Origin of the sequence: Paenibacillus enshidis (assembly GCF_042136365.1) — a bacterium.
Classification (GTDB): Bacteria; Bacillota; Bacilli; order Paenibacillales; family Paenibacillaceae; genus Paenibacillus; species Paenibacillus enshidis.
This window is the reverse complement of sequence record NZ_JBHHMI010000017.1, coordinates 74,194-95,604: the sequence shown is the minus strand read 5'-3', so window position 1 is coordinate 95,604 and position 21,411 is coordinate 74,194. Positions and strand designations below refer to the sequence as shown.

General features: G+C 46.9%; 24 protein-coding genes and 1 pseudogene. 10 read left to right on the top strand and 15 right to left on the bottom strand.

Annotated elements, in window-relative coordinates; all coding sequences use genetic code 11:
* On the bottom strand, positions 1 to 184 hold a 184-nt coding region (locus tag ACE41H_RS17790), incomplete at its 3' end, for a hypothetical protein (RefSeq protein WP_375356844.1).
* Positions 185 to 686: 502 nt separating this feature from the next.
* Between ACE41H_RS17790 and ACE41H_RS17785 the strand changes: the two genes are divergently transcribed.
* A complete protein-coding gene (locus ACE41H_RS17785) occupies positions 687 to 1,139 on the top strand; it encodes a hypothetical protein (protein WP_375356843.1) in 453 nt (150 codons plus the stop codon).
* Positions 1,140 to 1,239: 100 nt separating this feature from the next.
* Here ACE41H_RS17785 and ACE41H_RS17780 read toward each other — a convergent pair whose 3' ends face one another.
* Entirely contained in the window at positions 1,240 to 1,698 is a 459-nt protein-coding gene (locus ACE41H_RS17780; protein WP_375356842.1) for a hypothetical protein, read from the bottom strand.
* 620 nt (positions 1,699 to 2,318) lie between these two features.
* Here ACE41H_RS17780 and ACE41H_RS17775 point away from each other — a divergent pair.
* Positions 2,319 to 2,603, top strand: coding sequence for a YnaG family membrane protein (locus ACE41H_RS17775; RefSeq protein ID WP_375356841.1), 285 nt, complete (start codon positions 2,319 to 2,321; stop codon positions 2,601 to 2,603).
* A gap of 296 nt (positions 2,604 to 2,899) precedes the next feature.
* Positions 2,900 to 3,538: a hypothetical protein gene (locus ACE41H_RS17770; RefSeq protein WP_375356840.1), complete on the top strand. Its 639-nt coding sequence runs from the start codon at positions 2,900 to 2,902 to the stop codon at positions 3,536 to 3,538.
* A gap of 69 nt (positions 3,539 to 3,607) precedes the next feature.
* Here ACE41H_RS17770 and ACE41H_RS17765 read toward each other — a convergent pair whose 3' ends face one another.
* The 4 genes from ACE41H_RS17765 to ACE41H_RS17750 all read right to left on the bottom strand — a co-directional run bounded on the left by ACE41H_RS17765 (position 3,608) and on the right by ACE41H_RS17750 (position 5,953).
* Positions 3,608 to 4,339, bottom strand: a complete 732-nt coding sequence (locus ACE41H_RS17765) for a hypothetical protein (protein ID WP_375356839.1) — start codon at positions 4,337 to 4,339, stop codon at positions 3,608 to 3,610.
* A gap of 769 nt (positions 4,340 to 5,108) precedes the next feature.
* A complete protein-coding gene (locus tag ACE41H_RS17760; RefSeq protein WP_375356838.1) occupies positions 5,109 to 5,282 on the bottom strand; it encodes a hypothetical protein in 174 nt (57 codons plus the stop codon).
* Positions 5,283 to 5,294: 12 nt separating this feature from the next.
* Positions 5,295 to 5,666, bottom strand: a complete 372-nt coding sequence (locus ACE41H_RS17755) for a hypothetical protein (protein WP_375356837.1) — start codon at positions 5,664 to 5,666, stop codon at positions 5,295 to 5,297.
* A 77-nt stretch (positions 5,667 to 5,743) separates the two neighbouring features.
* Positions 5,744 to 5,953, bottom strand: coding sequence for a hypothetical protein (locus tag ACE41H_RS17750; protein WP_375356836.1), 210 nt, complete (start codon positions 5,951 to 5,953; stop codon positions 5,744 to 5,746).
* Positions 5,954 to 6,091: 138 nt separating this feature from the next.
* Between ACE41H_RS17750 and ACE41H_RS17745 the strand changes: the two genes are divergently transcribed.
* Positions 6,092 to 6,310: a YvrJ family protein gene (locus ACE41H_RS17745; protein WP_375356835.1), complete on the top strand. Its 219-nt coding sequence runs from the start codon at positions 6,092 to 6,094 to the stop codon at positions 6,308 to 6,310.
* 16 nt (positions 6,311 to 6,326) lie between these two features.
* Positions 6,327 to 6,569, top strand: coding sequence for a hypothetical protein (locus ACE41H_RS17740; RefSeq protein ID WP_375356834.1), 243 nt, complete (start codon positions 6,327 to 6,329; stop codon positions 6,567 to 6,569).
* A gap of 422 nt (positions 6,570 to 6,991) precedes the next feature.
* On the opposite strand, the gene ACE41H_RS17735 is transcribed toward ACE41H_RS17740, so the two are convergent.
* Genes ACE41H_RS17735 through ACE41H_RS17725 form a run of 3 tightly spaced genes read right to left on the bottom strand, consistent with a single transcriptional unit; the run spans position 6,992 to position 9,256 of the window.
* Positions 6,992 to 7,219, bottom strand: coding sequence for a hypothetical protein (locus tag ACE41H_RS17735; RefSeq protein WP_375356832.1), 228 nt, complete (start codon positions 7,217 to 7,219; stop codon positions 6,992 to 6,994).
* Positions 7,192 to 8,460 (bottom strand): helicase-related protein, encoded by a 1,269-nt coding sequence (locus ACE41H_RS17730; protein WP_375356831.1) that lies wholly within the window; start codon positions 8,458 to 8,460, stop codon positions 7,192 to 7,194. The genes ACE41H_RS17735 and ACE41H_RS17730 overlap by 28 nt, the downstream gene beginning before the upstream one ends.
* A 52-nt stretch (positions 8,461 to 8,512) precedes the next feature.
* Positions 8,513 to 9,256 (bottom strand): IclR family transcriptional regulator, encoded by a 744-nt coding sequence (locus ACE41H_RS17725; protein WP_375356830.1) that lies wholly within the window; start codon positions 9,254 to 9,256, stop codon positions 8,513 to 8,515.
* Positions 9,257 to 9,555: 299 nt separating this feature from the next.
* Here ACE41H_RS17725 and ACE41H_RS17720 point away from each other — a divergent pair, with 299 nt between their 5' ends.
* From ACE41H_RS17720 to ACE41H_RS17700, 5 genes are all read left to right on the top strand, one after another.
* Positions 9,556 to 10,542, top strand: coding sequence for an alpha/beta hydrolase (locus ACE41H_RS17720; RefSeq protein WP_375356829.1), 987 nt, complete (start codon positions 9,556 to 9,558; stop codon positions 10,540 to 10,542).
* A 200-nt stretch (positions 10,543 to 10,742) separates the two neighbouring features.
* Positions 10,743 to 12,437 (top strand): spore germination protein, encoded by a 1,695-nt coding sequence (locus tag ACE41H_RS17715; protein WP_375356828.1) that lies wholly within the window; start codon positions 10,743 to 10,745, stop codon positions 12,435 to 12,437.
* A 20-nt stretch (positions 12,438 to 12,457) separates the two neighbouring features.
* Positions 12,458 to 13,558, top strand: coding sequence for a GerAB/ArcD/ProY family transporter (locus ACE41H_RS17710; RefSeq protein WP_375356827.1), 1,101 nt, complete (start codon positions 12,458 to 12,460; stop codon positions 13,556 to 13,558).
* A complete protein-coding gene (locus ACE41H_RS17705) occupies positions 13,551 to 14,756 on the top strand; it encodes a Ger(x)C family spore germination protein (RefSeq protein WP_375356826.1) in 1,206 nt (401 codons plus the stop codon). The genes ACE41H_RS17710 and ACE41H_RS17705 overlap by 8 nt, the downstream gene beginning before the upstream one ends.
* A 103-nt stretch (positions 14,757 to 14,859) precedes the next feature.
* Positions 14,860 to 15,987, top strand: a complete 1,128-nt coding sequence (locus ACE41H_RS17700; protein WP_375356825.1) for a superoxide dismutase — start codon at positions 14,860 to 14,862, stop codon at positions 15,985 to 15,987.
* A 13-nt stretch (positions 15,988 to 16,000) separates the two neighbouring features.
* Here ACE41H_RS17700 and ACE41H_RS17695 read toward each other — a convergent pair whose 3' ends face one another.
* From ACE41H_RS17695 to ACE41H_RS17670, 6 genes and pseudogenes are all read right to left on the bottom strand, one after another.
* Positions 16,001 to 16,840, bottom strand: a complete 840-nt coding sequence (locus ACE41H_RS17695) for a lipoate--protein ligase family protein (RefSeq protein WP_375356824.1) — start codon at positions 16,838 to 16,840, stop codon at positions 16,001 to 16,003.
* 116 nt (positions 16,841 to 16,956) lie between these two features.
* A complete protein-coding gene (folE, locus tag ACE41H_RS17690; protein WP_375356823.1) occupies positions 16,957 to 17,550 on the bottom strand; it encodes a GTP cyclohydrolase I FolE in 594 nt (197 codons plus the stop codon).
* A 48-nt stretch (positions 17,551 to 17,598) separates the two neighbouring features.
* Complete coding sequence (locus ACE41H_RS17685; RefSeq protein ID WP_375356822.1) at positions 17,599 to 17,856, bottom strand: YneF family protein; 258 nt, start codon at positions 17,854 to 17,856, stop codon at positions 17,599 to 17,601.
* A 112-nt stretch (positions 17,857 to 17,968) separates the two neighbouring features.
* Positions 17,969 to 18,997: an HD-GYP domain-containing protein gene (locus ACE41H_RS17680; protein WP_375356821.1), complete on the bottom strand. Its 1,029-nt coding sequence runs from the start codon at positions 18,995 to 18,997 to the stop codon at positions 17,969 to 17,971.
* A 111-nt stretch (positions 18,998 to 19,108) separates the two neighbouring features.
* Positions 19,109 to 20,266 (bottom strand): annotated as a pseudogene (gene queG, locus ACE41H_RS17675) (tRNA epoxyqueuosine(34) reductase QueG); the annotation flags it as partial.
* A 126-nt stretch (positions 20,267 to 20,392) separates the two neighbouring features.
* On the bottom strand, positions 20,393 to 20,818 hold the full coding sequence (locus tag ACE41H_RS17670) for a GNAT family N-acetyltransferase (protein WP_375356820.1): 426 nt from the start codon (positions 20,816 to 20,818) through the stop codon (positions 20,393 to 20,395).
* Positions 20,819 to 21,411 lie beyond the last annotated feature (593 nt).

Genomic DNA, 21,411 nt, shown 5'->3' with positions numbered 1-21,411 from the left:
GATCTGGTTGTACAGGTGAGTAAATCCAAGCATCAGGAATGAAGTTTCTAACAACGACATCAATTTCTCTAGACATAATAAATTCCTCCCAAATAATGTTTATATTTTTTTGCTCTTCAATTTTCAAGGAATGATTGTGGGATAGAATGATTATTCGAGTGTATCCCTCACTGCGAATGACCAATCAATCTTTTCCTTAAAGGTTGCATTGAAGCAATAAGGAATTGCTTCAAATTCATTATAATGTATATCGTATCGTTACGCAATATAATGTTTTGTAATAACACGCTATACATTTTTATGTGCATACAGTCCTCTGATATAAAAAAACAATACATCCAGGTCAGCTCCCGCAACCGTCATGTCCTCCAGTACACAACTCCGGCATGCAAGGACTCCCTGGCTCCGGTCGCCGCGCCAGCCCGAAGCAGCTGCTCCATACGTCTGGATGATCTACACCAACAGCAAAAACAAATACTGAACGGCTCAAGCCATTCAATAGACTGATAGCAAGCGCTTGAGCATTTGACCGTTCGTGAAGAACGGCACAGCTTTATGAAGTTTGTCCTCAATTTGTGGAAAATTTGACATCAATCATCCAACGAGGTTACAATGCAAACATCTGACAACGTAGAGAATGGATCTTAAGGCGTTTATTTGCTAAAAAAACTTGAGGAGCTTGTTTTATGAAAAGTACCGCCATAAGAAAATACATCTATATCGTTATTGGAATAGCTATTGTGATTACTGCGTATTTCATTATGAGGCCGTATACCACTTCATTTAAGGAGCTTGTATTAGATCGTGTGAATATCAATAGCATTAGTTCAATTGAAATAGTGAAGGCAGAAAAGAGTTCCGACGAAGAGAAAAAAATCGTTGTAACAGATCGCAAGGAAATTGAAAATATCATGCATGGCTTCGCTGAAGTAAAGTTGAAAGAATCAGATTTCGATAACTCTGGTGATTCGTATTGGTTTTATATAAAAGTTGATGGTTATTCGAGATTCGGTCTACAACTGAATGAGCAAAATCAAATTCATGTTTTTGATCGCCAGCGAGACGATAAATACAGAAGTGCCTCGTATCAAATCACGAACGATTTTAATAAGGACTTTATTGGTAATTTATTTAATTAAGTTTGTACAGTTCAATTCTAAGAAAAAAACCACCTCCATCCGAGAGTTCCGGACGGAGATGGTTTTTGTTTAAAACATTTTTTATGCAGTTCTCAAAATATTATTCGAGAATTTCCCAACCACTTCCGCTATGGGCTCGTGTAACCAAACCTCTACCTGTAACGAAGCGGACTGGCACACCGCCGGATTCATACTCAAGGAAAGGAAATCTAATTTCAAGGCGATCGTATCTTGGATTTCTACTAAAGAAATCATCAATATAACCAAATTCCCAGTAACCTCCTTTTACCATATCTTCAAGGTCGCCTTCTTCATCAGGCACCAATTCCGTGAGAAGTGATACAATCCCTGTAGCAATCCCAATAGGAGTACCAAACCGCGGCACATTCGTAAAGACAAGTCCAAGAACGCCCAGGAAAGGATTTAGTACATCGACCCATTTATTTGTCGAGAGATTTTTATCAAAATTGTTATACATGGTATATTGAGCCCGCATAGTTTGTCTAAATTGTTCCTCAGTCAAGATAACTTTGGCTGCATATTCTCTGGAAAACGCCATAATAATTTCCTCCTAAATTTAGAATATTTTTTTATTCTTCAAGGAACGATTGTGGGATATATGGTGATTCCAGTGTATCCCTCACTGTGAATGACCAGACAATCTCTCCCTTAAAGTTACTGTGAAGCAGCTTATCATTGCTTCACAAGCCCATTATATAATATTGCGTATCGTTACGCAATATAAAATATTTCGTAGCAATACGCTATATGTGTTGCATGCATACAGCTCCCTTACCGTTTTATATAGAAACTATATTACCAGGACATCAACTTCAAACGGTCATGTCCACCAGAGCATCTACTCCAGCGTGCCTGGACGTCCTGATTCCCTCCCGACTGCTGACTGATCAGTAACAGCAAAATGCCTGTACTCTTTAGCCAATATGTCGCCGCGACATCCACTAGCATCTGCAATACACACCCAGACTCTCCACACCGACGCACCTTGCCCGTCCTGGCCATAAACTCGCGCTCTCTTGGCTGAACACATCTTCAGACGATTTTATCGGCATGCCCTATTCACCACCCTGCAGGACCAGTGGAATAATTCCCCCGAAACTCGACATAACAAATAACGTAAAATACAATAAAATGGAAATTGTATAGAGGGGGTGTAGCATGACTACTAATCGAATTACAGTTTTTCGTATGATTTCAGTCATACTGTTTACTCTAACCTCGGTGCTATTTATCATTGATTTATTCCTGCATAGTGACGATAGATTTGACGGGATTGGCTTAGTTTCCACACTGATCCTGCCTCCAATTGGTTTTCTTCTTGCTGGGGCTGCTTTCAAGAAAACCGGATCGAAAAAAGACGTTCTTCTTTTGATTTTAAATGGAATAGCATTTCTGACCATGTTCTTCATTATGACTGTTGGTACATGGCTTTTCGGGCCTTGACTAAGAAATCACCGATTAACCCATCAGCACAAAGGTTGTATCAAAGAAAAAAAACAAAAGATGATCCCTAAATCCACGACTAGCGAAGGGGGAGGTTCTTTAGTATGCCAATTTTCTATTTTTTATATTGCGTAACAATACGCTATATGTTATTGTGTGTTTACGGTCCTCTGATGTAGAAAACTTTACATCGATGGGATTCGATTTATAGTTTTCATATCCCTGCATCAGTCCGTCCGTAAATATTTCGTAACTATACGTAATATAACGAAATAAATAATAAAGGAGAAATTACTATGCCTTGTGCTTCTAATATCAATAGTTTTGTCAATGGATCTGTCACATATAACGGAACGCGTTATGATCTTCTTGCCCTAGCCAAATGGGTGTCATATCAGAGCTGGAGAAAAAGCGGCGGGCTTAATGGCCTTCCCGTCTCCCTGATCATTGCGCAATGGGGATTCGAACATTCATGGAACGCAGGTTCTGTGCAAACTTCCTACAATTTCGCTTATCAAGACGGTACTTGTGGGTTCAGTAGTGGAGTATATGATCCTAATAACTCCACGCCAGGTAAACGCCTGAGATTCACGAACATGCTTGAGGGCATTCGATCCTATGCAAAATTGATTATTGAAGGATATATTCATGTTCGTTATGCATACTCAGGCAATGGTGGTAACAGTGCGGGAGCTGCTGCAGCCGCAAATGCTTTAAGTGTTGGCTATTGGACAGGATACACTGGCCCTGCCACCTCTTATTGCTCCAGTACTTCTTATGCTGTTAATAGTGCAAGCACCAGACGTCTTTGGGCCACCGCAGGCTATAATGGAATGGATTCGACAATTACAAGCTCTAATAATACGTGCTTGAACACTTTGCACTATATTCAGAAGACAGACCCGAATGTCTACGGATTGACGAACCTTTACTAATGTTTGAACAATCCACGAATTAGGAGATATAGTAAGGAACTCTTCCGCCGAAGTGGAAGAGTTCCATGATTACTTAGCAACTAACTGCTTGTTATTTAAGTCTAATTTGTAATGAACGTCTTTAGCGTCTTCTTCCGGCGTACCCGCTCCAACAGGTGGAAGAACTACTAATGTATCATCTTCAACAGTTGGTATTTCACCTTCAGAATAGAGAAGCGTTTTATAGGTTTTTCCATTGTTTACGATTTCTAAAGGAAATGCATCCCCGTTCTGTTTATCAATTGCAAATACATATCCTTCTACTCCATGTCCCGTTGTGTATTGTGGGGTAAGAATGTACACATCCGCATCCTTAAAGCTCACATGCTCAAATGGTAGTTTTTTATCCGTTGGTTGAACATATAGAAAGGCCGGTAGTTCCAATAAAACCTTATCCTTTTCTCCTTGTCTGTAGACAATAGAATAATTGCTCTGGAAAGTCTGATCTCCTTCTTGCCCTAACGTACTCGATACAAGCAGGTGCCCCCGTTCTTCTCTGCCATTTGAGATCATCAACAGAGCTCCTTGATCCGCTTGTTGTTCCGCCCGGATAGATTGGTCCTCATTGACAGAATCAATGGCAATCGAGTCTGTTAAATCAGTTTTAGGAAATTCACTTTTAACTTCCTGTGGAACCTTTTGTTCATTAGAAGTTGATGTGTTGGAGTTAGTACCGGATTCAGATGTAGATGGCTCTGATTTTGGCTGACTGTTGCAGCCTACGATCAAACTAAACAAAAATACCGACGAAGCTAATAGCAATACATGCTTCTTAATGATAATCCACTCGCTTTCATAATCTTTTTACCTTAATTATACATAAAAAATAATCCAAAAAGTTTAAATAAAGTATAGAAAAGTTAAAATCATGTAATGTTTTGAACCTCAGAGTCCAATTCACAGTTTCTTTCATATATAACAAACGAAAGTAATGGAAAAAAGTTGCTGGAAATAAAAAAATATAACGTAGCGTATTGATACGTTATATGTTATGATATAATTAACCCAAATAAAGGAAGACATAGAAAGGATTTATCTTGTCATACACCTAAATTACATCCATAATTTCACTATTGGACTAGAATTTTTAACTAAATTGTAACCTGGAAAATCGAAACATTTTGCATCTTCATGACGTAAAAAGAATACTCCTATTAGATTTAGGCTCTTAACACACGAACTCATGTTTTGTATAATGTAATAACTTGGAATCTGCATTCAAGAAAGGGGGCTCCTCGTCTATGCTAGTCTATAAAAACCAATCAATAGACTTCGCTTCAAAATTGCCCGTACAAGTACAGCAACATATTATGGGGATCGTTGATGCAAGTCCAACGTCTAATTTTTATTGTCATATATCAACGGAAATCCCCAATGTGTATGTGTACTTGATCGAACGTAACCAGTTAGAATTGTATACTCTCTGTCATGTGTTCTCGTGTGACCAAATCGGACAGGACTATTCCTATCAAAGTTTCTCTGAAGTAGAAATAATTACGCTGTATCATCTGGTTGCTCAGGCTGAGCCTTCTTAGGCTAAGCCTCCTTCCTTTTCCTTTTTTTTAACACGTTCGTATTCTTCCTCAATGGTTTTGGACAACAGCTCTGTAGCTGTCATATTCACTTTTTTAGCGGCAGTGGCCAGTTGCTTTTTAATGTAAACCGGTACGTCATAGTGAAATTTGACTTTATTTCCGTAAGCCAACTTTTGTTCCTCCTAACCCATAATTTCTTGATATTTATTTTCGATAATGCGGATCAATAACTGCGTAGCTGATATTCCTTGTAGTGCAGCTGCTTCAATTAGCTTCTCTTTAATTTCGGGCTGGAACTCATAAGGTAACTTCAATTTAGGTTCTACCATATGGCCATCTAATGACTTCTCAGCTTCCAGGGCCAGTTCTACTAAAGAATCAAAGGACGACTCTTTAGATGCTTCTCTTCCGTACTTAGGCAATACCCGTATCAGATACTGCTTTAAAGCCTTTTGACTTTCCTCTGGTAATTCTATTCCAAAATTCTCACCATCTATATCTATCTTAATGTCACAGTCCACATTCATCCCAAATAAGTTGATACTATACTTCATACATACCCTCCTTTTCGACTATGGATATTATATAGTGATTCGTTACGTATCACAACATTTATCCTTTATTTTATAACTCATTTGTCATTAAATTGCGAAGAAACTCCTAACAATTCAGAAAAAATCGCGTGGCCTTTTTCCCTGTAGTTAGCTATTAAACTTAAAGTGGCCATGACTACCAACTGTGATTGAGATATTCCGGTATCTTGAGCAATTTTCAATAATTCTGCTCTGGGTTTCTCCGGAAGATAAACGGTTAACCTTGAGGGCTTTTCTTTGGATTCCATTAACATCACCTATAATCTATTTTATATCATTATAACATATATACTATGTTAAATAAACATATTATATGTGTTATTGTTTTTTATATAGCGTAACGTTACGCTATATGTTATTATATTACTAAGAAAGGAGGTTTCCTTATGGATCTACAAGCTGCCGTTCAGTTAATTGGAAACGTTGGATTTCCAATTGCCATTTCGCTCATTCTTCTACAGACCATTATCGTTAAATTTAACAAACAAATGGAGGGACTGGAGAAGCGATTGGCTCAGCTTGATAAGACGATGAACTTGTTGGTCAGGACGATTCATCAAACTCCCCCAAAAACAATGGATCTCCAGGACAAAAAAATCGATTAGTGAAGGAGGACTGTATATGATCTGCCGTGAACAATTGCTTAAAAGCATTCAAGCTGTACACGTTGCTGTTACATCCTATGCTAATTGCATTTGTGAAGACGTCACCGAACAAGAACGAGAAATGTTATTTATGTCTGGGCTTGAATTGTCAAAACAACTTGCTGAACTACGTAAGATGTACACCAAGCAATATAAATTCGATCCCATTACAGGATCTCAGACAGAGTTAAAAATTTCTTGTAATTGTCAAAAAAACTAAAAGCGAAGATGGTTTCATTAAAGAACCGGCATTCGTCGGTTCTTTCCATTTTACTTTTAGCAAGCTCTGACGTCCTTTTTCCCGCCCGCAGTTTCTGCAGCCATACCCGGACGATCCTCCCCAATTTCAATGTATAATTTATAAATGTGCAATATGTAATTGTAATCTCTAAAGGTTTGCTTTACCAACTTAGTATGGCGATAACATAGCTATTTTTCCAAGGTTCATTTGGTTGGCCAATCGCATTCGCAATATTCGTTCAAGTGTTCTCATCCCCTTGCTGCCGATCCAAGGTAGTATATAGAATGTATCTGCGCCGGCAGATATAACGGATCTTTCCAATATTCCGCTTTCCCTAGCCAATTCTCTGGCCTCATCTAAGCGCCGAGCGGCTTCAGGAGCTAGATACGAGTAGATCTTGCTCACCTCCAAGATCTCCTTATCTTACCAACGACTTTTGTGTCGGTATCTCCCTCAGCTCCCACGGTCCATAAGGTGGTAATTTTCCCTTTTGCCCTTTTTACATAGACCCTTTTCAGTTTGTAATTAATTTCTGAAGCACACCATAGCTTGCCGCCAAGCAAGAAGTTATCTCCTTGAGCTGGAAGAGAAGTAATTGTCCCTACTTCCTTACCGCCGTTGTATGCCATATACTCTTCCTCTTCCTGAAACACGCATAGAACCTGAAGTTATTGACTACCTTCTCCCCAGCTAATCCGATAAGAAGGGTTTCTTCGTCAGTCTTTTGAATATGGTCCAACTGCAGTAGGTACTGAAGCATCGATCGGAACTGCTCCGTCGTAATATGCGAGAACACGGGAAGCGAAAGAACCTCCTTCGCCAGGTCGCTTGCTCTGGCTTCTCCCTTACTTTTTAACACGCTTAAGGTTTGCTGATACAATAACCCAAACGGCAGCTTCCTGACTTCTATCGGTTCAACCCACCGTTCACCTAAGTATAATTCTATGACGGCAATCGTTCGTAACAGATTCCAGGGCATCCGGACAGGAGGTGGTACCATTTGATCCTCCACCTCTGCACAGGCAAATACCATTTCTGATCCGCGCCCTTTCCTTCTCCCGGTCCGCCCCAGCCGCTGGACAAAGCTAGATGCACTTTGCGGAGCTCCCAGCTGCACAACGCGATCCAGTTCGCCCAGGTCTATTCCCAACTCCAACGTTAACGTTGCAGCCGTCACAGCGGGACCAGAGCCTGCTTTTAGGGCCGTCTCTGCTTCATTTCGAAGCGTGGCTGATAAGCTGCCGTGATGAACATGAAATATGTCTCGCTCCTGGCGCTTGGCCGCGAGGTGTCTTAGCCCCAAGACGGTCAGTTCTGCTTCGGATCGACTATTAACAAAAATAATAGCTTTTTTTGAAGAAGTAGAACGATAAATAAAATTCAGATAGGAGCGCCAGGCTTGCCGATGTAGTTCATCCCCGCTTTCGTCTCCGGAAGGGAAGGGGAAAGACTGGACAAGAAGCCTTATCTTACGTCCTGCTGCAGTACTGGATATCACTTTCACCGGTACCGTGCTTCCCGATCCCAACCAGGCAGCTGCTCCTTTGTAATCGCTTAGCGTAGCAGATAATCCGATCCTACATGGACGACAGGAAGCCAGCTTCTCGATTCGACCCAGCTGACAGTGTATTACATTAGATAACAAAGAAAGTAAATACCAAAAATTAGTTTTTTCGTGTTTTTGGAACAGTATTACTGCAATTGTTGCTGCAAAGAACAAAAAAACAACACTACCCAGGACAACAAAACTATTTAATGAAAAGAATCTATAGAAGAAATCATTTACTTGATGTAAAGACATAAATATAAAAAATAGAATCCACCCCAAGAACGGAGATAGTAATACTAAGCGGGTGACTTTTTTCATCATAGTCTATTTCATCCTTTGCACTGCATTGCAACAAAGAAAAGTTTGGCAACCCCTAAGGGAGCAGTGTTCCCATTTCCTTCCCAGCTTCCACGATAACAGGAGCAAATTCATGCAGGGTCTCCGGTGACAATCTGCTCACTGGCCCGGAAACGGAGAGCGCTGCTGTAATCTCCCCTTTATGATTCATAATCGGGGCGGATACGGCCGCCGCCCCCGGCTCGCGCTCCTCGTAGCTTGTCGCATAACCCTTGACACGTATTTCCTCAAGCTGCTTCCAGTAGGCTTCATCCCCGGCCAAAGCCTGCAGCTCAGGTCCCTTCTTCAACTGCTCCAGTTCCTCCGGTGAAGCAAAGGCCACCAGCACCTTGCCAGATGCACCAACGGACAGGGGCATGCGGGCCCCGACGGTCGCTACCCGGCGAATGGCCTGCGCACTCTGCACAGCCTGGATACGAATACGTTCATCCCCGTCGCGGATATACAGACTCACTGTTTCGCCCAGACGGTCACGGAGCTTCTCCATCAAAGGCAGCAGCAGAACCGCGGGATCCTCATTGCGTGACATATGGGTCGACAGCTCCCAGATCCGAATGCCCAGCCGGTATTTCTCCGTAGCTGCATTGCGGATGATAAAGCCTCTTTCCTCCAGCGTCGTGAGCAGACGGTGAACCGTGCTTTTGTGCAGCCCTATTTTTGCCGCAATTTCCGTCAATCCCAAATCAGTGGCTTCCGTAAAACACATCATGATGTCCAAAGCCCGCTCGACAGCACGGACGGTCAGCTTCCGGTCCTCCACGGCGGCTGCCCCCTCTCTCTTGTGTTTAGCAATATTTTTCAACAGACCGATCATGGCCGGATACAGTCATTTTTCTGATCTTAACCGTTTCACTCAATGAAACTTGGTTACATAAATTATATAAAATTTCAGAACACACTGTAAACTGTTTTAGCGGCAGCCTGGTATATAATTTAAGGAGGAAAATATTATCAATTACTGTCGAATTGACTTTGCTGCTGCAGCCTTTTACGATTATAGAATAGTGTTGCTAACTGGCACCCGGAATTGACTTTATTATTGATCAAGGAGGCTCTTCGATGATTGCGTCACCTCAAGGCGGCGCCCCGGTGCAGCCTGCTGTCAACGAGCCGTCCGCCCAGCTTTCCCCCCGGTTAATCCGGTTTAAGCATATCGTCATCGCGCTTGGTTTGTCGGTTGTATTCTTTTTAATGTTCTGTTTTATCGCTTTGCATGCTTATATTGTCTGGTTTCTGTCCAATCCGACTGTGGCCCCGCTGTATTCCAATCCGCTGCAGGCCAAGGACATGGCGTATGAGGAGATCAGCTTTCCCGCCAAGGACGGCAGCCGTATGATGCAGGGCTGGTATATCCCTGCGCAGAATTCCAGTAAAACGGTTGTCTTCAGCCATGGCTACGGCGCCAATCGTGAGGAAAGCTGGATTCCCATGTATGATTTGGCCCATTATGCGCACAGGCAGGGTTTTAATGTCATTATGTTCGATTACGGCTTTGCCTCGCAAACCAACAGGGAGGTCGCTACTGGCGGCAGGGCCGAGTCCCGACAGCTGCTCGGCGCCATTCAGCTTGCCAAACAGCGGGGGGCCCAGGAAATTATCGTCTGGGGCTTTTCCATGGGAGCCGGTACGGCGCTGCAAGCGGGCCTGGAGACCAAGGACGTGGACGCCATGATTTTGGACAGCACCTTCCTGCTGGAGCCGGACACGCTGTACCATAATATACGGAACCAGATTGATCTGCCCCGTCATCCTTCACTTGAAATTCTGGAGCTGCTGTTCCCCGTTCTGAACGGGACAGGTCTGCAGCAAATTCCTTATCAGCAGGTGAAGACGGAGGATTACCCCTTCCCGATCTTCTTCATCCATGGCACCAAGGATGAGAAAGCTCCGTATCCGATCGCGGAAGCGCTGGCAGCCAGCCAGACCAATCCCGCCTCGGACGTCTGGATTGTGGAGAATGGGCTGCATGAGCTCATCTTCCGGGAGCACCCGCGCGAATATTTGCGCAGAGTATCCACATTTCTAAGCAATGTACAACAGCCATAAGTTTCCGAAGAAACCAACAGAATAGCTATTCGTAGTGGATTTATTATCCCTTCACGGCGGCAGTGAACAAGAGATCATGCTCAAATGACTCAGTCACTGGAAGCCGGAAGGGATTTTTTCTATTTTAAACATATCCTGCATGATTTTTTCATATTGGCAAAAGATATATCTGGCTTGGATTATCAGCTGGAGGTAGAACCATGTGGCAGCTCATCTTAGACCATTTCCCTAAACTGATCATTTTTCTGCAGGCTTTTTTGCTTGCACTGGCTCCTTTGCTTGTTTATCTGGTTATCAGAAGATTTAAAGTCATGGACGGCAGAACAAGCAGACGGAAACAGAAGATGGAGTATTACAAGACACACCCGGATGCGGCACAGCCTGTTTCTGTGTCTACTGAGCAAGGAGAGAGAGTTCATTGTTTTACTGAGGATCATGAAACCAATATCACGCTATTCCGAAATGCCGCTGCCGATATGTCCGATGTGAACGAACACAAAATTTTTCTAAAAAATCCCAATATTGAAATAGCGCTATTTTTCGTGGAAGGACTTATGGACAAAATCGAATTGGAGGAGCACACGATCAAACCGCTGCTGGAATGGGGAAACTCCTTGCAGGACCTGGATCTTCTGCCACAGGGCGAAGAATTCGGGACCATGCTTGTTGAAGAGGTATTGATCGTTTCTGAAACCAGATACACACAGGATGTGAAGGCTGCTTTAAGAAAAGTACTGTTCGGCTCAATTCTGCTTTTAATAAACAGGATGCCGGGAGCAATCCTGCTCGGGGGCCCCAAGGGAAACACCCGCGCTGTAGAAGAGCCCATCTCGGAATCTGTGCTTCGTGGCCCCCGCTTGGGCTTCACGGAGATACTCAGCGACAATACAGCCATGCTGCGCAGACATGGTGAAAGCGGCGAGCTGGCCATGTTGTCCTACAGGATCGGCACCAGGGTCGAAAAAGAACTCAAGGTGGTCTACTTTCGGGATATAGCCGATCCTGAGCTTGTAGATGAAGTCAAACGCCGTGTAAGCACGATAGATGTGGATGAAGCCCTGGAATCGGGGTATGTGGAGCATCTGATCGAAGACGATTTTCTCAGCCCTTTCCCACAAATTCAAAGCACCGAAAGGCCGGACCGCGTCATGGCGGCACTGCTGGAAGGACGGGTGGCCATTCTTCTGGACGGTTCCGCTTTTGCGCTGATCATGCCGGTAACGTATTCCATGATGCTTCAATCCCCCGAGGATTATTATGAACGCTGGATTGCAAGCTCTCTTATTCGCTCACTGCGCTTTATGGCCGCACTGATTTCTTTATTTGCTCCGGCTATCTATATCTCCCTTATTTCCTTTCACCCGGGGCTGATACCGACGAAGCTGGTCATCTCTATTATCAGCACAAGGCAGAGCGTTCCCTTCCCTACGCTGATTGAAGCCCTGATTATGGAGATTTCCATCGAAATTTTGCGTGAAGCCGGTTTGCGTCTGCCCAAGCCCATTGGCCCGGCTATGGGGATTGTCGGGGGGCTTATTATCGGCCAGGCGGCGGTAAATGCCGGAATCGTGAGTCCCATTCTGGTTATTATCGTTTCAGTCACGGCCATTTCCTCATTTGCCGCACCGATGTACAGCGCGGGAATTGCCCTGCGCTTGCTGCGCTTTCCGATCATGCTGACGGCTGCGGTGTTCGGTCTGTATGGAGTAGTCATGTTTTTCGTGTTCCTGTGCATCCATATGTTAAAACTGCAAAGCTTTGGCATTTCCTATCTGGAGCTGGCCTCCCCCCATTCCTTCAGCAGCTGGAAGGATTTCTTCATCCGGGTACCGCTTCAGTTCATGAGATTCCGGCCAACTCTGCTAAAGAACATAAATCCCAAGCGCAGAAAATAAACCGTCAGGAGTGGTGCAAGGTGACGATCCGCAAAACAAAAGCCAAACGGCTCACAACCGTACAGACAACAGCCATATTTGTTTGTTTTATTATGGGCGCAGAATTGATCACCCTGCCCCGCCAAACAGTGGAACTTGCCCGTACAGCGGATGTATGGCTTTCGATTATATTAAGCGGATGCGTAACCTTTTTGTTTGTCTGGATTGGGATCAAGCTGAGCCGGCTTTTCCCATCTACCTCTTTTTATGAATATGTACAGCAGATTACAGGCAAATTCATCGGAAAAGGTCTGGGGCTGCTGATTGCCATTTATTATGTGAGCATTAGCGGCTTTGAACTCCGTTCTGTCAATGAGGTGACTTCCTTTTTCCTGCTCGAAGGAACACCCATATGGGCGCTGTCATCCTTGCTATTATGGATATCGTTATACCTTTGCCTTGCTGGAATATATGGAATAGGGAAAATAATCCAAATCATCTTTCCTATTATCATTCTCGCTTGTATACTCATCTGCTTTCTGGGTGTGAGTGTATTTGAGCCCAACCATCTGCGTCCCGTACTGTCCGAAGGATTGCCCCCGGTTTGGAAAGCCATGAAAAGCACCCCGCTGGCTTTTGCGGGAAGCGAGTGCCTGCTATTCATTCTTTGCCAAATGGAGAGACCTCAGCAAGCGACCAGGGTTGTCGGAATGGGGCTGGGAATCGCGGTGCTGTTTTACACGGTGTCAACCGTCATTTGTATTGGTGTTTTTTCAGTTGAGGGCGTGATCACACGCACCTGGCCTTTTTTCGATCTGGTTCGCAGTGTTGAAGTGGATTTTCTTTTGCTGGAACGGCTTGAATCGCTTCTGTTTTCCATCTGGATTTTGCAGATTTTCTCAACATTCACGATGGCTTATTACTGTGCAGCGCTCGGGATATCCCAAATTTTCAAGGTTTCTTATGCGAAAACTTTATTTTTTCTACTCCCGTTAATTTACATCGTATCCCACATTCCCAAGAGCAGAAATGAGATATCCGCTATGGCCATGGTTCTTGGGTATGCAGCTTGCATTTTATTCGCTATTGTTCCCACGATCCTGCTCCTGATCACTTATTGGAGGAGACTTGGCCATGATTAAATTCCGGTCAGGCCTAACTGCAATGACCACCCTTCTGCTTTGTTCAACACTTACAGGCTGCTGGAGCAGCTCTCCCATCGAAGAGCGCAATCTGGAGGTCGGGATTGCATTGGATACGGGAACACAATCCCGCGAAGAAAAAAGACTGCAGAAGAGAGGGGGCGGATATCCGAAGCAGGAGCTCATACGCAGAACCGTGCAATTTGAATTGCCAGAAGCCCAAGGGGGCTCCGGTTCAAAAGACGGCCCTTCTCAAGCGAAAAACTTCTATAACCTTGAGGAAACAGGGGATTCCATGATGGAAATCACCCGTGAAACCTATCTGCAAACCAATTCCCCTGCCGGATTTCATCTGAAGACCATTATTATCAGTTCCAGCCTGCTCAGCCGTATTCCCATGTACGAGCTGCTTGACTACTTTCTGCGGGACAACGACATTCGGCTTAGCCTGCTGATCATGATCAGCACCGGGACTGCAAGTGATGTGCTCGAAAAAACAACCGTTCCCGGCAAGGTTCCGACCCTTGCGTTAAAGGATCTTTTCGACAATCGCAAGCGCAACTCGCGCATGGCCAAACCACTTCCGCTAGCCAAAATCATTGGCCCTTTAAAGTCAAACCAAAGCTTCATCCTGCCCAATGTCATTACCACAGATCATGAAATCAAGGTAGCCGGAGCCGGGGTCATCAAAGGGAAAACCCAGAAGTATGCCGGATTCCTGAGCGAAACCGAAGTGGAGGGCCTGCAGTGGATTAAAGGCGATATCGCCGGTGGGATCGTGAAGGAGACGGATCCACAGTCCGGCAAAATAATTGAGTATGAGATTAAATCAGCAAAAAGTAAAATTCAAGCCATCATTGATGGAGATGACATTTCCTTTCACGTGCACATGACCTCCAACGGACGTATAGCAGAAAGCTTCAAGCCGGCTAAAAACTCGGGGAACAACAGGCTGATGGCCCAGGAAACGAAATGGGTCGAAGAGAAAGTCAATGAGCTCGCCCACAATGCCGCTGCCAGAATGCGTGAGCTGCGGGTTGATGTCGGAGGCTTTGGCGAGGCCCTGCGTATTCAACACCCGGAAGTATGGAAGAAGGTCAAGGACGACTGGGACAATGCCTTCGTCAACATTCCCGTCACATACAGTACAAAAATACAAATTGAGGATTTCGGCGCTGCCGCTATGACGGTAAATTAATTGCGGTTTGTTCCCGGCTACCCGAATAAGACAGGGGCCTCCCGAATATAATACGCTGTCACATCCTTGGGATGAAAGGATGCCGGAAGGGAGGTCCAGTTTAATGACAGTTATAAACGGTTCTATGCCGTCTGTTCGGATACTGGAGCAAATCGATAGCTGGAAGGGCAACGAAAGAAGCTATATAAGCGCATTGCAGGAAACGGTGCCTGGCCTGGAGCCTGCTTATGCGCGGCTGCTGGATGACTGGGGGCAGGTATTCGATGCCACTCGGAAAATAACCGCTGAAGCGCTAGACGAGATATGGGAACGGTCGGGATTGCAGTCTGTAAAGGATACGGAGGATGCCGGTGAAGATCCGGAGACAGCCCGCACATTGCAGTATCTGCTGCGCGAGTCCGCCAGGCAGTCTCGTGAGTTCCGGCGCCAGCTGTCGCTGCTTCAATCCGCCAGCACCGCGCTCCGCAGTTCACCAACCGCAGCAGCGCTGCTGCAGCGGGCGGAAGAGGATAGCGCCTATTACCAGATGGCTGCAGAAGGCATCCATTCGGCGAAAAACCTTCCCCGCTCCACAGAGGAAGAGCGCAAAGCGTCCAAACCCCGGCCTGTGCCTATCGGTGGCCACACCTTGCCCCCGCTCCCCTATCCTTACGACGCACTTGAACCCTACATTGATGAAGCAACAATGCGGCTCCATCATGACAAGCATCACAAGAGCTATGTAGACGGGTTGAATCAGGCGGAAAAAAAGCTGGAGGAAGCGCGTAAAACGAATGATTTCGCCCTGGTCAAGCACTGGGAACGGGAGCTGGCTTTCCACGGGGCGGGACACTATCTGCACACCCTCTTCTGGGAAACGATGAGCCCTCAAGGGGGAGGAACGCCGGTCGGGGCGTTGGCCGATCAGATCAGGCAGGATTTCGGCAGCTTTGATGCCTTCAAGAAGCAATTCAGCGAGGCAGCAGACAAGGTGGAGGGCTCCGGTTGGGCTATCCTGGTGTGGAGCCCGCGGGCCGGTCATCTGGAAATCCTGCAGGCCGAGAAGCATCAAAATCTGTCGCAATGGGATGTAATCCCCCTGCTGCCGCTGGATGTATGGGAGCATGCCTATTATTTAAAACACCAGAACGAACGGAGAAAATACATAGACGACTGGTGGAACGTAGTCAACTGGCCGGCGGTCGACCGACGGTTCGCATCTGCATCACAGCTCAGATGGACACCTTACTGAGCTGGCTTTTCAGCTAGCTGCTGATCTCACGGTCATAGCGCTTGCGCAGCGCCTCCCCCTCCCGCTCCAGCTCTGCGGGAGATATAACGTGCGGAGCGGCGGAGTCCAGCAGCAGATTCCGCCGCTTCAGCATCCCGCGTAAGGAATCGGCATAAGCCTCCACAGACGGGACCCCAGCTAGCTCCTGCAGGCTTCCCATCGTTCCCTGTCTGACTTCAGGATAGCCGGTATCCGTATCCTGTGCAGCCATACTGTAGTAGCGCCTTACTTCATTGGCACGTGCCTCACCGCTGCCCTCTACAATAATAAAGGCGGTAATGATATACGCCTTGGCCTGTCTCCGCTGGGCGATTCCGCAAAATTTGCGCCCACCGATGGCAAGATCATAATCACCCGGACAAAAGGAGCCGGCGACTTCACCGGCTGCCGCCGCCGTGGACCATGGAGCCAGAGCATCACCTATGAGCTCGGCCATCAGGCGAAAATCATCATGGATGTTGATCGAATGCTGCGGATTCGGCAGAATCAGCGACAGGTTCAGTACGCCTTCATCCAGCAGCACCGCCGCCCCTCCTGATGGTCGCACGCACACGGGCATGCCCTCTCCACGCAACAGAGCCATCGCTTCCTCGGCCCTGGACAGCCTGCGATCACGGTGGCCGATCACGAGCGCCTTCGAGCAGCGCCACATATGAAGCAGCGGCGCCGCCCCCTGCCCTACCTGCCGGCAGGCCAGCTCCTCCCAGGCGAACGGCCGCCAAATATCCCCATGCAAGTCCCAGACGCCTCTGTCCACGATATGAAATCCGGTCAGGCTATCGCCCAATTTCCGGTCTATTGTCTGTTCAGCCACACATACCCCTCCTTGACGCAATACTCAACCGGTAGGCCTACCCAAAGGCAAAAGAGCGAGTATTGATGGTACTGACCACCAAATACTCGCTCTTTTGCAATCAAACAGCCCCGATCTTATTCCTTGACCAGTGACAGAAATTCAGCACGCTGAGCCGCGTTCTCACGGAACGAGCCGCGAACGGCTGAAGTGACTGTCTTGCTGCCTGGCTTCTTCACACCCCGTGCGCACATGCACAGGTGCTCTCCTTCCACAACCACCATCACGCCATGAGGTCCAACCGCTTCCATGAGCGTGTCCGCAATCTGGGAAGTAATGCGCTCCTGCACCTGCAGACGACGGGATACAGCTTCTACAAGGCGGGCAAGCTTGCTCAGACCTACAATTTTGCCGCTCGGTACATATCCGACATGCACTTTTCCGAAGAATGGGGCCATATGATGCTCGCACTGGCTGTAATACACGATGTCTTTAACGATTACCAGCTCTTCATGGTTCTCGTCAAATGTCACACCCAGCACTTCGCGGGGATCGACCTCATAGCCGGCAAAAATCTCCTCATACATGCGAGTCACGCGGGCGGGGGTTTCGAGCAGCCCCTCACGGTCCGGATCTTCACCGATCAGCTTCAAAATTTCGCTGATGTGGTACTCAATTTTATCGCGGTTATCCGCCACATTGCGGTTCATGTAATCTTTGACTCCAGCCACAATAACCCTCCTACGCAGCATCAGGTAATGGTGCTGTCTGTATGCTCGCTATTTTCTGCGCCCCTGATTTCTGCGGTTGCCGGGTTGGTTTCTGTTAAACTGCTGGTTTTTCATCATCTGCTGTGCTTGCTGCATCTGTTTGCTGTTCAGGTTGTAGCCCATCTGCTTGGCCATTTTTTGCAGTGCCTCAGGATCGCTCTGCATTTTCTCAAGCTGCTTGCGCAAATAGTAAGCTCCGATGAAAAATCCCCCGACCAATCCGACAATCAGGGTAACAATTGGAATGACAATATTCCACCATGCCACGAAGACGTCACCTCTGTATATTTGCTATCTTTTTATGAAAATATGCTGATTTAAAGCACTAGCATATAATAGCATTTTCACAAGCCGCGGGCAAACGAAATTTTACGGGAAATCAGGCCATTACTGCATCGATAAAAACGGTGGTATGCCGGGCCAGGTCCATTTCCTTGACATCGAGATCCGGCCCGCTTTCCTTTACCAATCTCACGACAGGCCTGCCGGGCAGCCCGCGGTGCTGGCGCACAACGACCCCCGTTTCCTTTGTCGATAATTTCACGGCCGTCCCGTTCGGGTAGATCGAAATAATACGGGTGAATTCCACCAGCGCTTCACGGTCAAGCTCTGTACCCGACATGGCCATCATTTTCTCGCAGGCTACATGGGGCAGCATCCGGCCTCCATTGAAATCATTCACCAGATTATCGTACGTGTTGGCGACCGCCACAATTTTGGCATACTGATGAATCTCCTCGGCAGACAGGCTGCGGGGCATGCCCTTTCCGTCGATCCTTTCATGGTGCTGCAAGGCGACATGGGCGACCATGAGACTGAATTCCCGCTTGTTTTTAATAATTTCAAAGCCGGACCAGGTGTGGTGCGATTTCAGAATATCCTGCTGCTTGGGGGTGTCTGCCGTACTGATCTTCCCTATATCATGGAGAAGCGCGCCAATCGCCAAATCCTTCAGCTGCCCGTGATTCAAGCCCATATTGATGCCAATCAGCGTGGACATCAGGCACACATTAACCGCATGCACATACTGGGCGTTATCGGCTGTGCGGATATCTGTCAGCTGCACGAGTGTTTCCTTGCCGTTCATGACGTCCTCCAGAATGCGGTCCACGCTGACATTGACCTTCTTGGTGCTCCAGTCCTTGCCGGAGCGGATGGCTGAAAAAGCGTCATTCATTTCCTGAATCACCGCCTGTTTCGTAGCTTCCGACAGAATATCCTCCGGCTCCACATCCGCAAAGTCCGGGTCCTGTATATACAGCATCGTAACGCCGATACGATTCAGCGTGTTAATCATAAAAACCGTCAATTGCACTCCGGCAGACAGCATCACCGTACCGTTGGATGAATAGACAGTTTTGCCAAGATACTGGCCTGGCTCCACGTTTTCAATACTTACGTATTTCATCAGAATCCCCCTGGCGGTTTGTAGGAAACGACATCCTTATAAGATATATCGGCAAGTACGCCCCATACTTGTAATTGGCAAGGCGTTTCCCACTGGTCAATGATCCGCCAAAAGCGCGGAAGCCGCCTGACTGATCATCTCCTTCACTTTCTCATGCTGTTCTTTCTGAGATGCCTCGTTGAGCGCCTTCGACGCGTCTTCCCCTCCAATTCGGCTTAATGCCCATGCCGCCGTTCCACGCAGTTCAGGGCGGGGATCTTCAAGCAGAACCTCCGCCAGCCTGGGAACGGCTGTAATGTCTTTAAAATTGCCGAGCGCTATAACCGCATTGCGCTGAATCGGCTTTTTTCCCCTCCAGGCAGCTGCACTACCGCCAAAACGGTCCTTGAACTCTCGGTTGCTCATGTCAAGCAGCGGCAGCAGCAGCGGTTTGACAATTTCGGGATCTGGCGTTAATTCGGGATGCCGCTCCCAGTTCAGCCCCCGGTTCTTCGGACATACAATTTGACAGGTATCGCAGCCATACAGACGGTTGCCGATTTTCAGCATAAACTCCTCGTCCAGAAAACCCTTGGTCTGGGTCAGGAAGGAGATGCAGCGCTGGGCATTCAGTTCACCGGGCCCCACAAGCGCTCCTGTTGGACAAGCGTCAATGCATTTGGTGCATTCTCCGCAGCCTTCGATCACCGGCTGATCCGGCTGAAACGGAATGTTCGTCACCAGCTCCCCCAGATAAATCCAGGAGCCGAGCTCCGGAGAGATAATGGCGCAGTTTTTGCCGCTGAAACCGATTCCCGCACGCTCCGCAACCGCCCTGTCCACCAATTCGCCGGTGTCTACCATGTTTTTGATGATCGCTTCCGGCACACGCTCCCGAATAAACGCCTCCAGACGCTCCATCGCCTCGCGCAGCACCAGATGGTAATCCCGCCCCCATGCTGAGCGTGCCAGAATGCCGCGATAACGGCCTGGCTCCGATTTGGGCGGGTCTTTCATCTTGGACGGGTAAGCAACGGCAATAGCGATCAGGGACGCGGGTTGGGCCCCATCCAGCGCCGGGTAGATCCGTTTCTCGATGTCAGGCTCCTCGAAGCCGGATTCATAACCTTTGACCCTGTGCTCCTCAAGAATAGACTTTAACGATAAAAAGGGGTCAGCGCTCGCAAAGCCGATGGAATCGATCCCGAGCGACGGCGCAGCCTCCTGAATTTCCTGTTTGAGCGTGTCCCAATACGAAGCAGCCCCGGAGACACAAGTTTGTTCGTGCATCTTACCGAGTCACCTCTCCTGATTCATAAAATTAATGAAACTTCACGGACGAATAACCCGTACAACTAGAAAAGCATATCTCCCACCGGATTGCAATGATTGGGGAGATATGCTTTAATGGTAAATTTAGTTCGGAGCCAATATACTCAGTTTTTGGAAAGCCTGCAGAATTTGGCTTGCGCCATAACCCATCGCTTCATAAAGCGGCATGGCAGCCTTGTTGTGCTCATCACCGGCCACCCAAATCCGGCTAACCTTGCGCTGGTGGAAGCGCTGCTCCATCAATTCGATCAATGTCTTGCCGACACCTTGACGGCGATGATCCGGATGAATGGCGATACGATAATAGCAGCCGTGGTTCTGATCGATTGTTCCGATCAGAGTGCCTACCAGCTCCCCGTCTTCTTCAGCCACAAGAATCAAGTCGGAATCCCAAGACAGCTGGCGGGCAAATGCCTCAATCGTCTCTTTGTAACAATCTTCCGACAAGGAAATTTGCATCAGTTCAGTCACCCGGCTTGCATCGCCCAACTGAAAAGTACGAACACGCATACTAATATCCCCTTCGTGTTAGCATTGTAAATTGCAAAAAGCTGCAAAGACTCCGGGAAAACCGGCGCCCTTCCAGTTGATGGCCGTTCCAAGGGCCTTTTTACACAAATCATGAGTGTTCATATCATGAAGATAATAATGGCCGCATACAATACATATGATATGCTGCAGCTTTATATTTCTCTATCTGTTCTCTCTCTCGATTTCTCGAAAATGTGTCCTGTTGCTAAAACGACAAAAAAGAACACAATAATGCCGAGTTTACCGCTCCATGACCATTAAACCACAATTTACTCCGTTTTTCACCCATTTTCTTTTGTAAACGCTTTATTTTAAGCGTTTACATTTATTCTTTCCTACTGCAGGTATAAACGTAATGGAACAGGATAGGCTAAATTTAGCCGATTTTTTTCAAGCTTTTGGGGGTTCAACCTAATCATTAGTGCTTGCAGAGTGTTAAAAACCTGAGGGCAGGAAAGCCGCTGGAGTGGGCGGCAGATCAACATCCGCTGTCTTTGCATCATTATCCCGTTTGATCAGGCCACAGAGAAACAGACAAACTCGGGAGAAGAACCATCTTTGGTGAAGGAGCA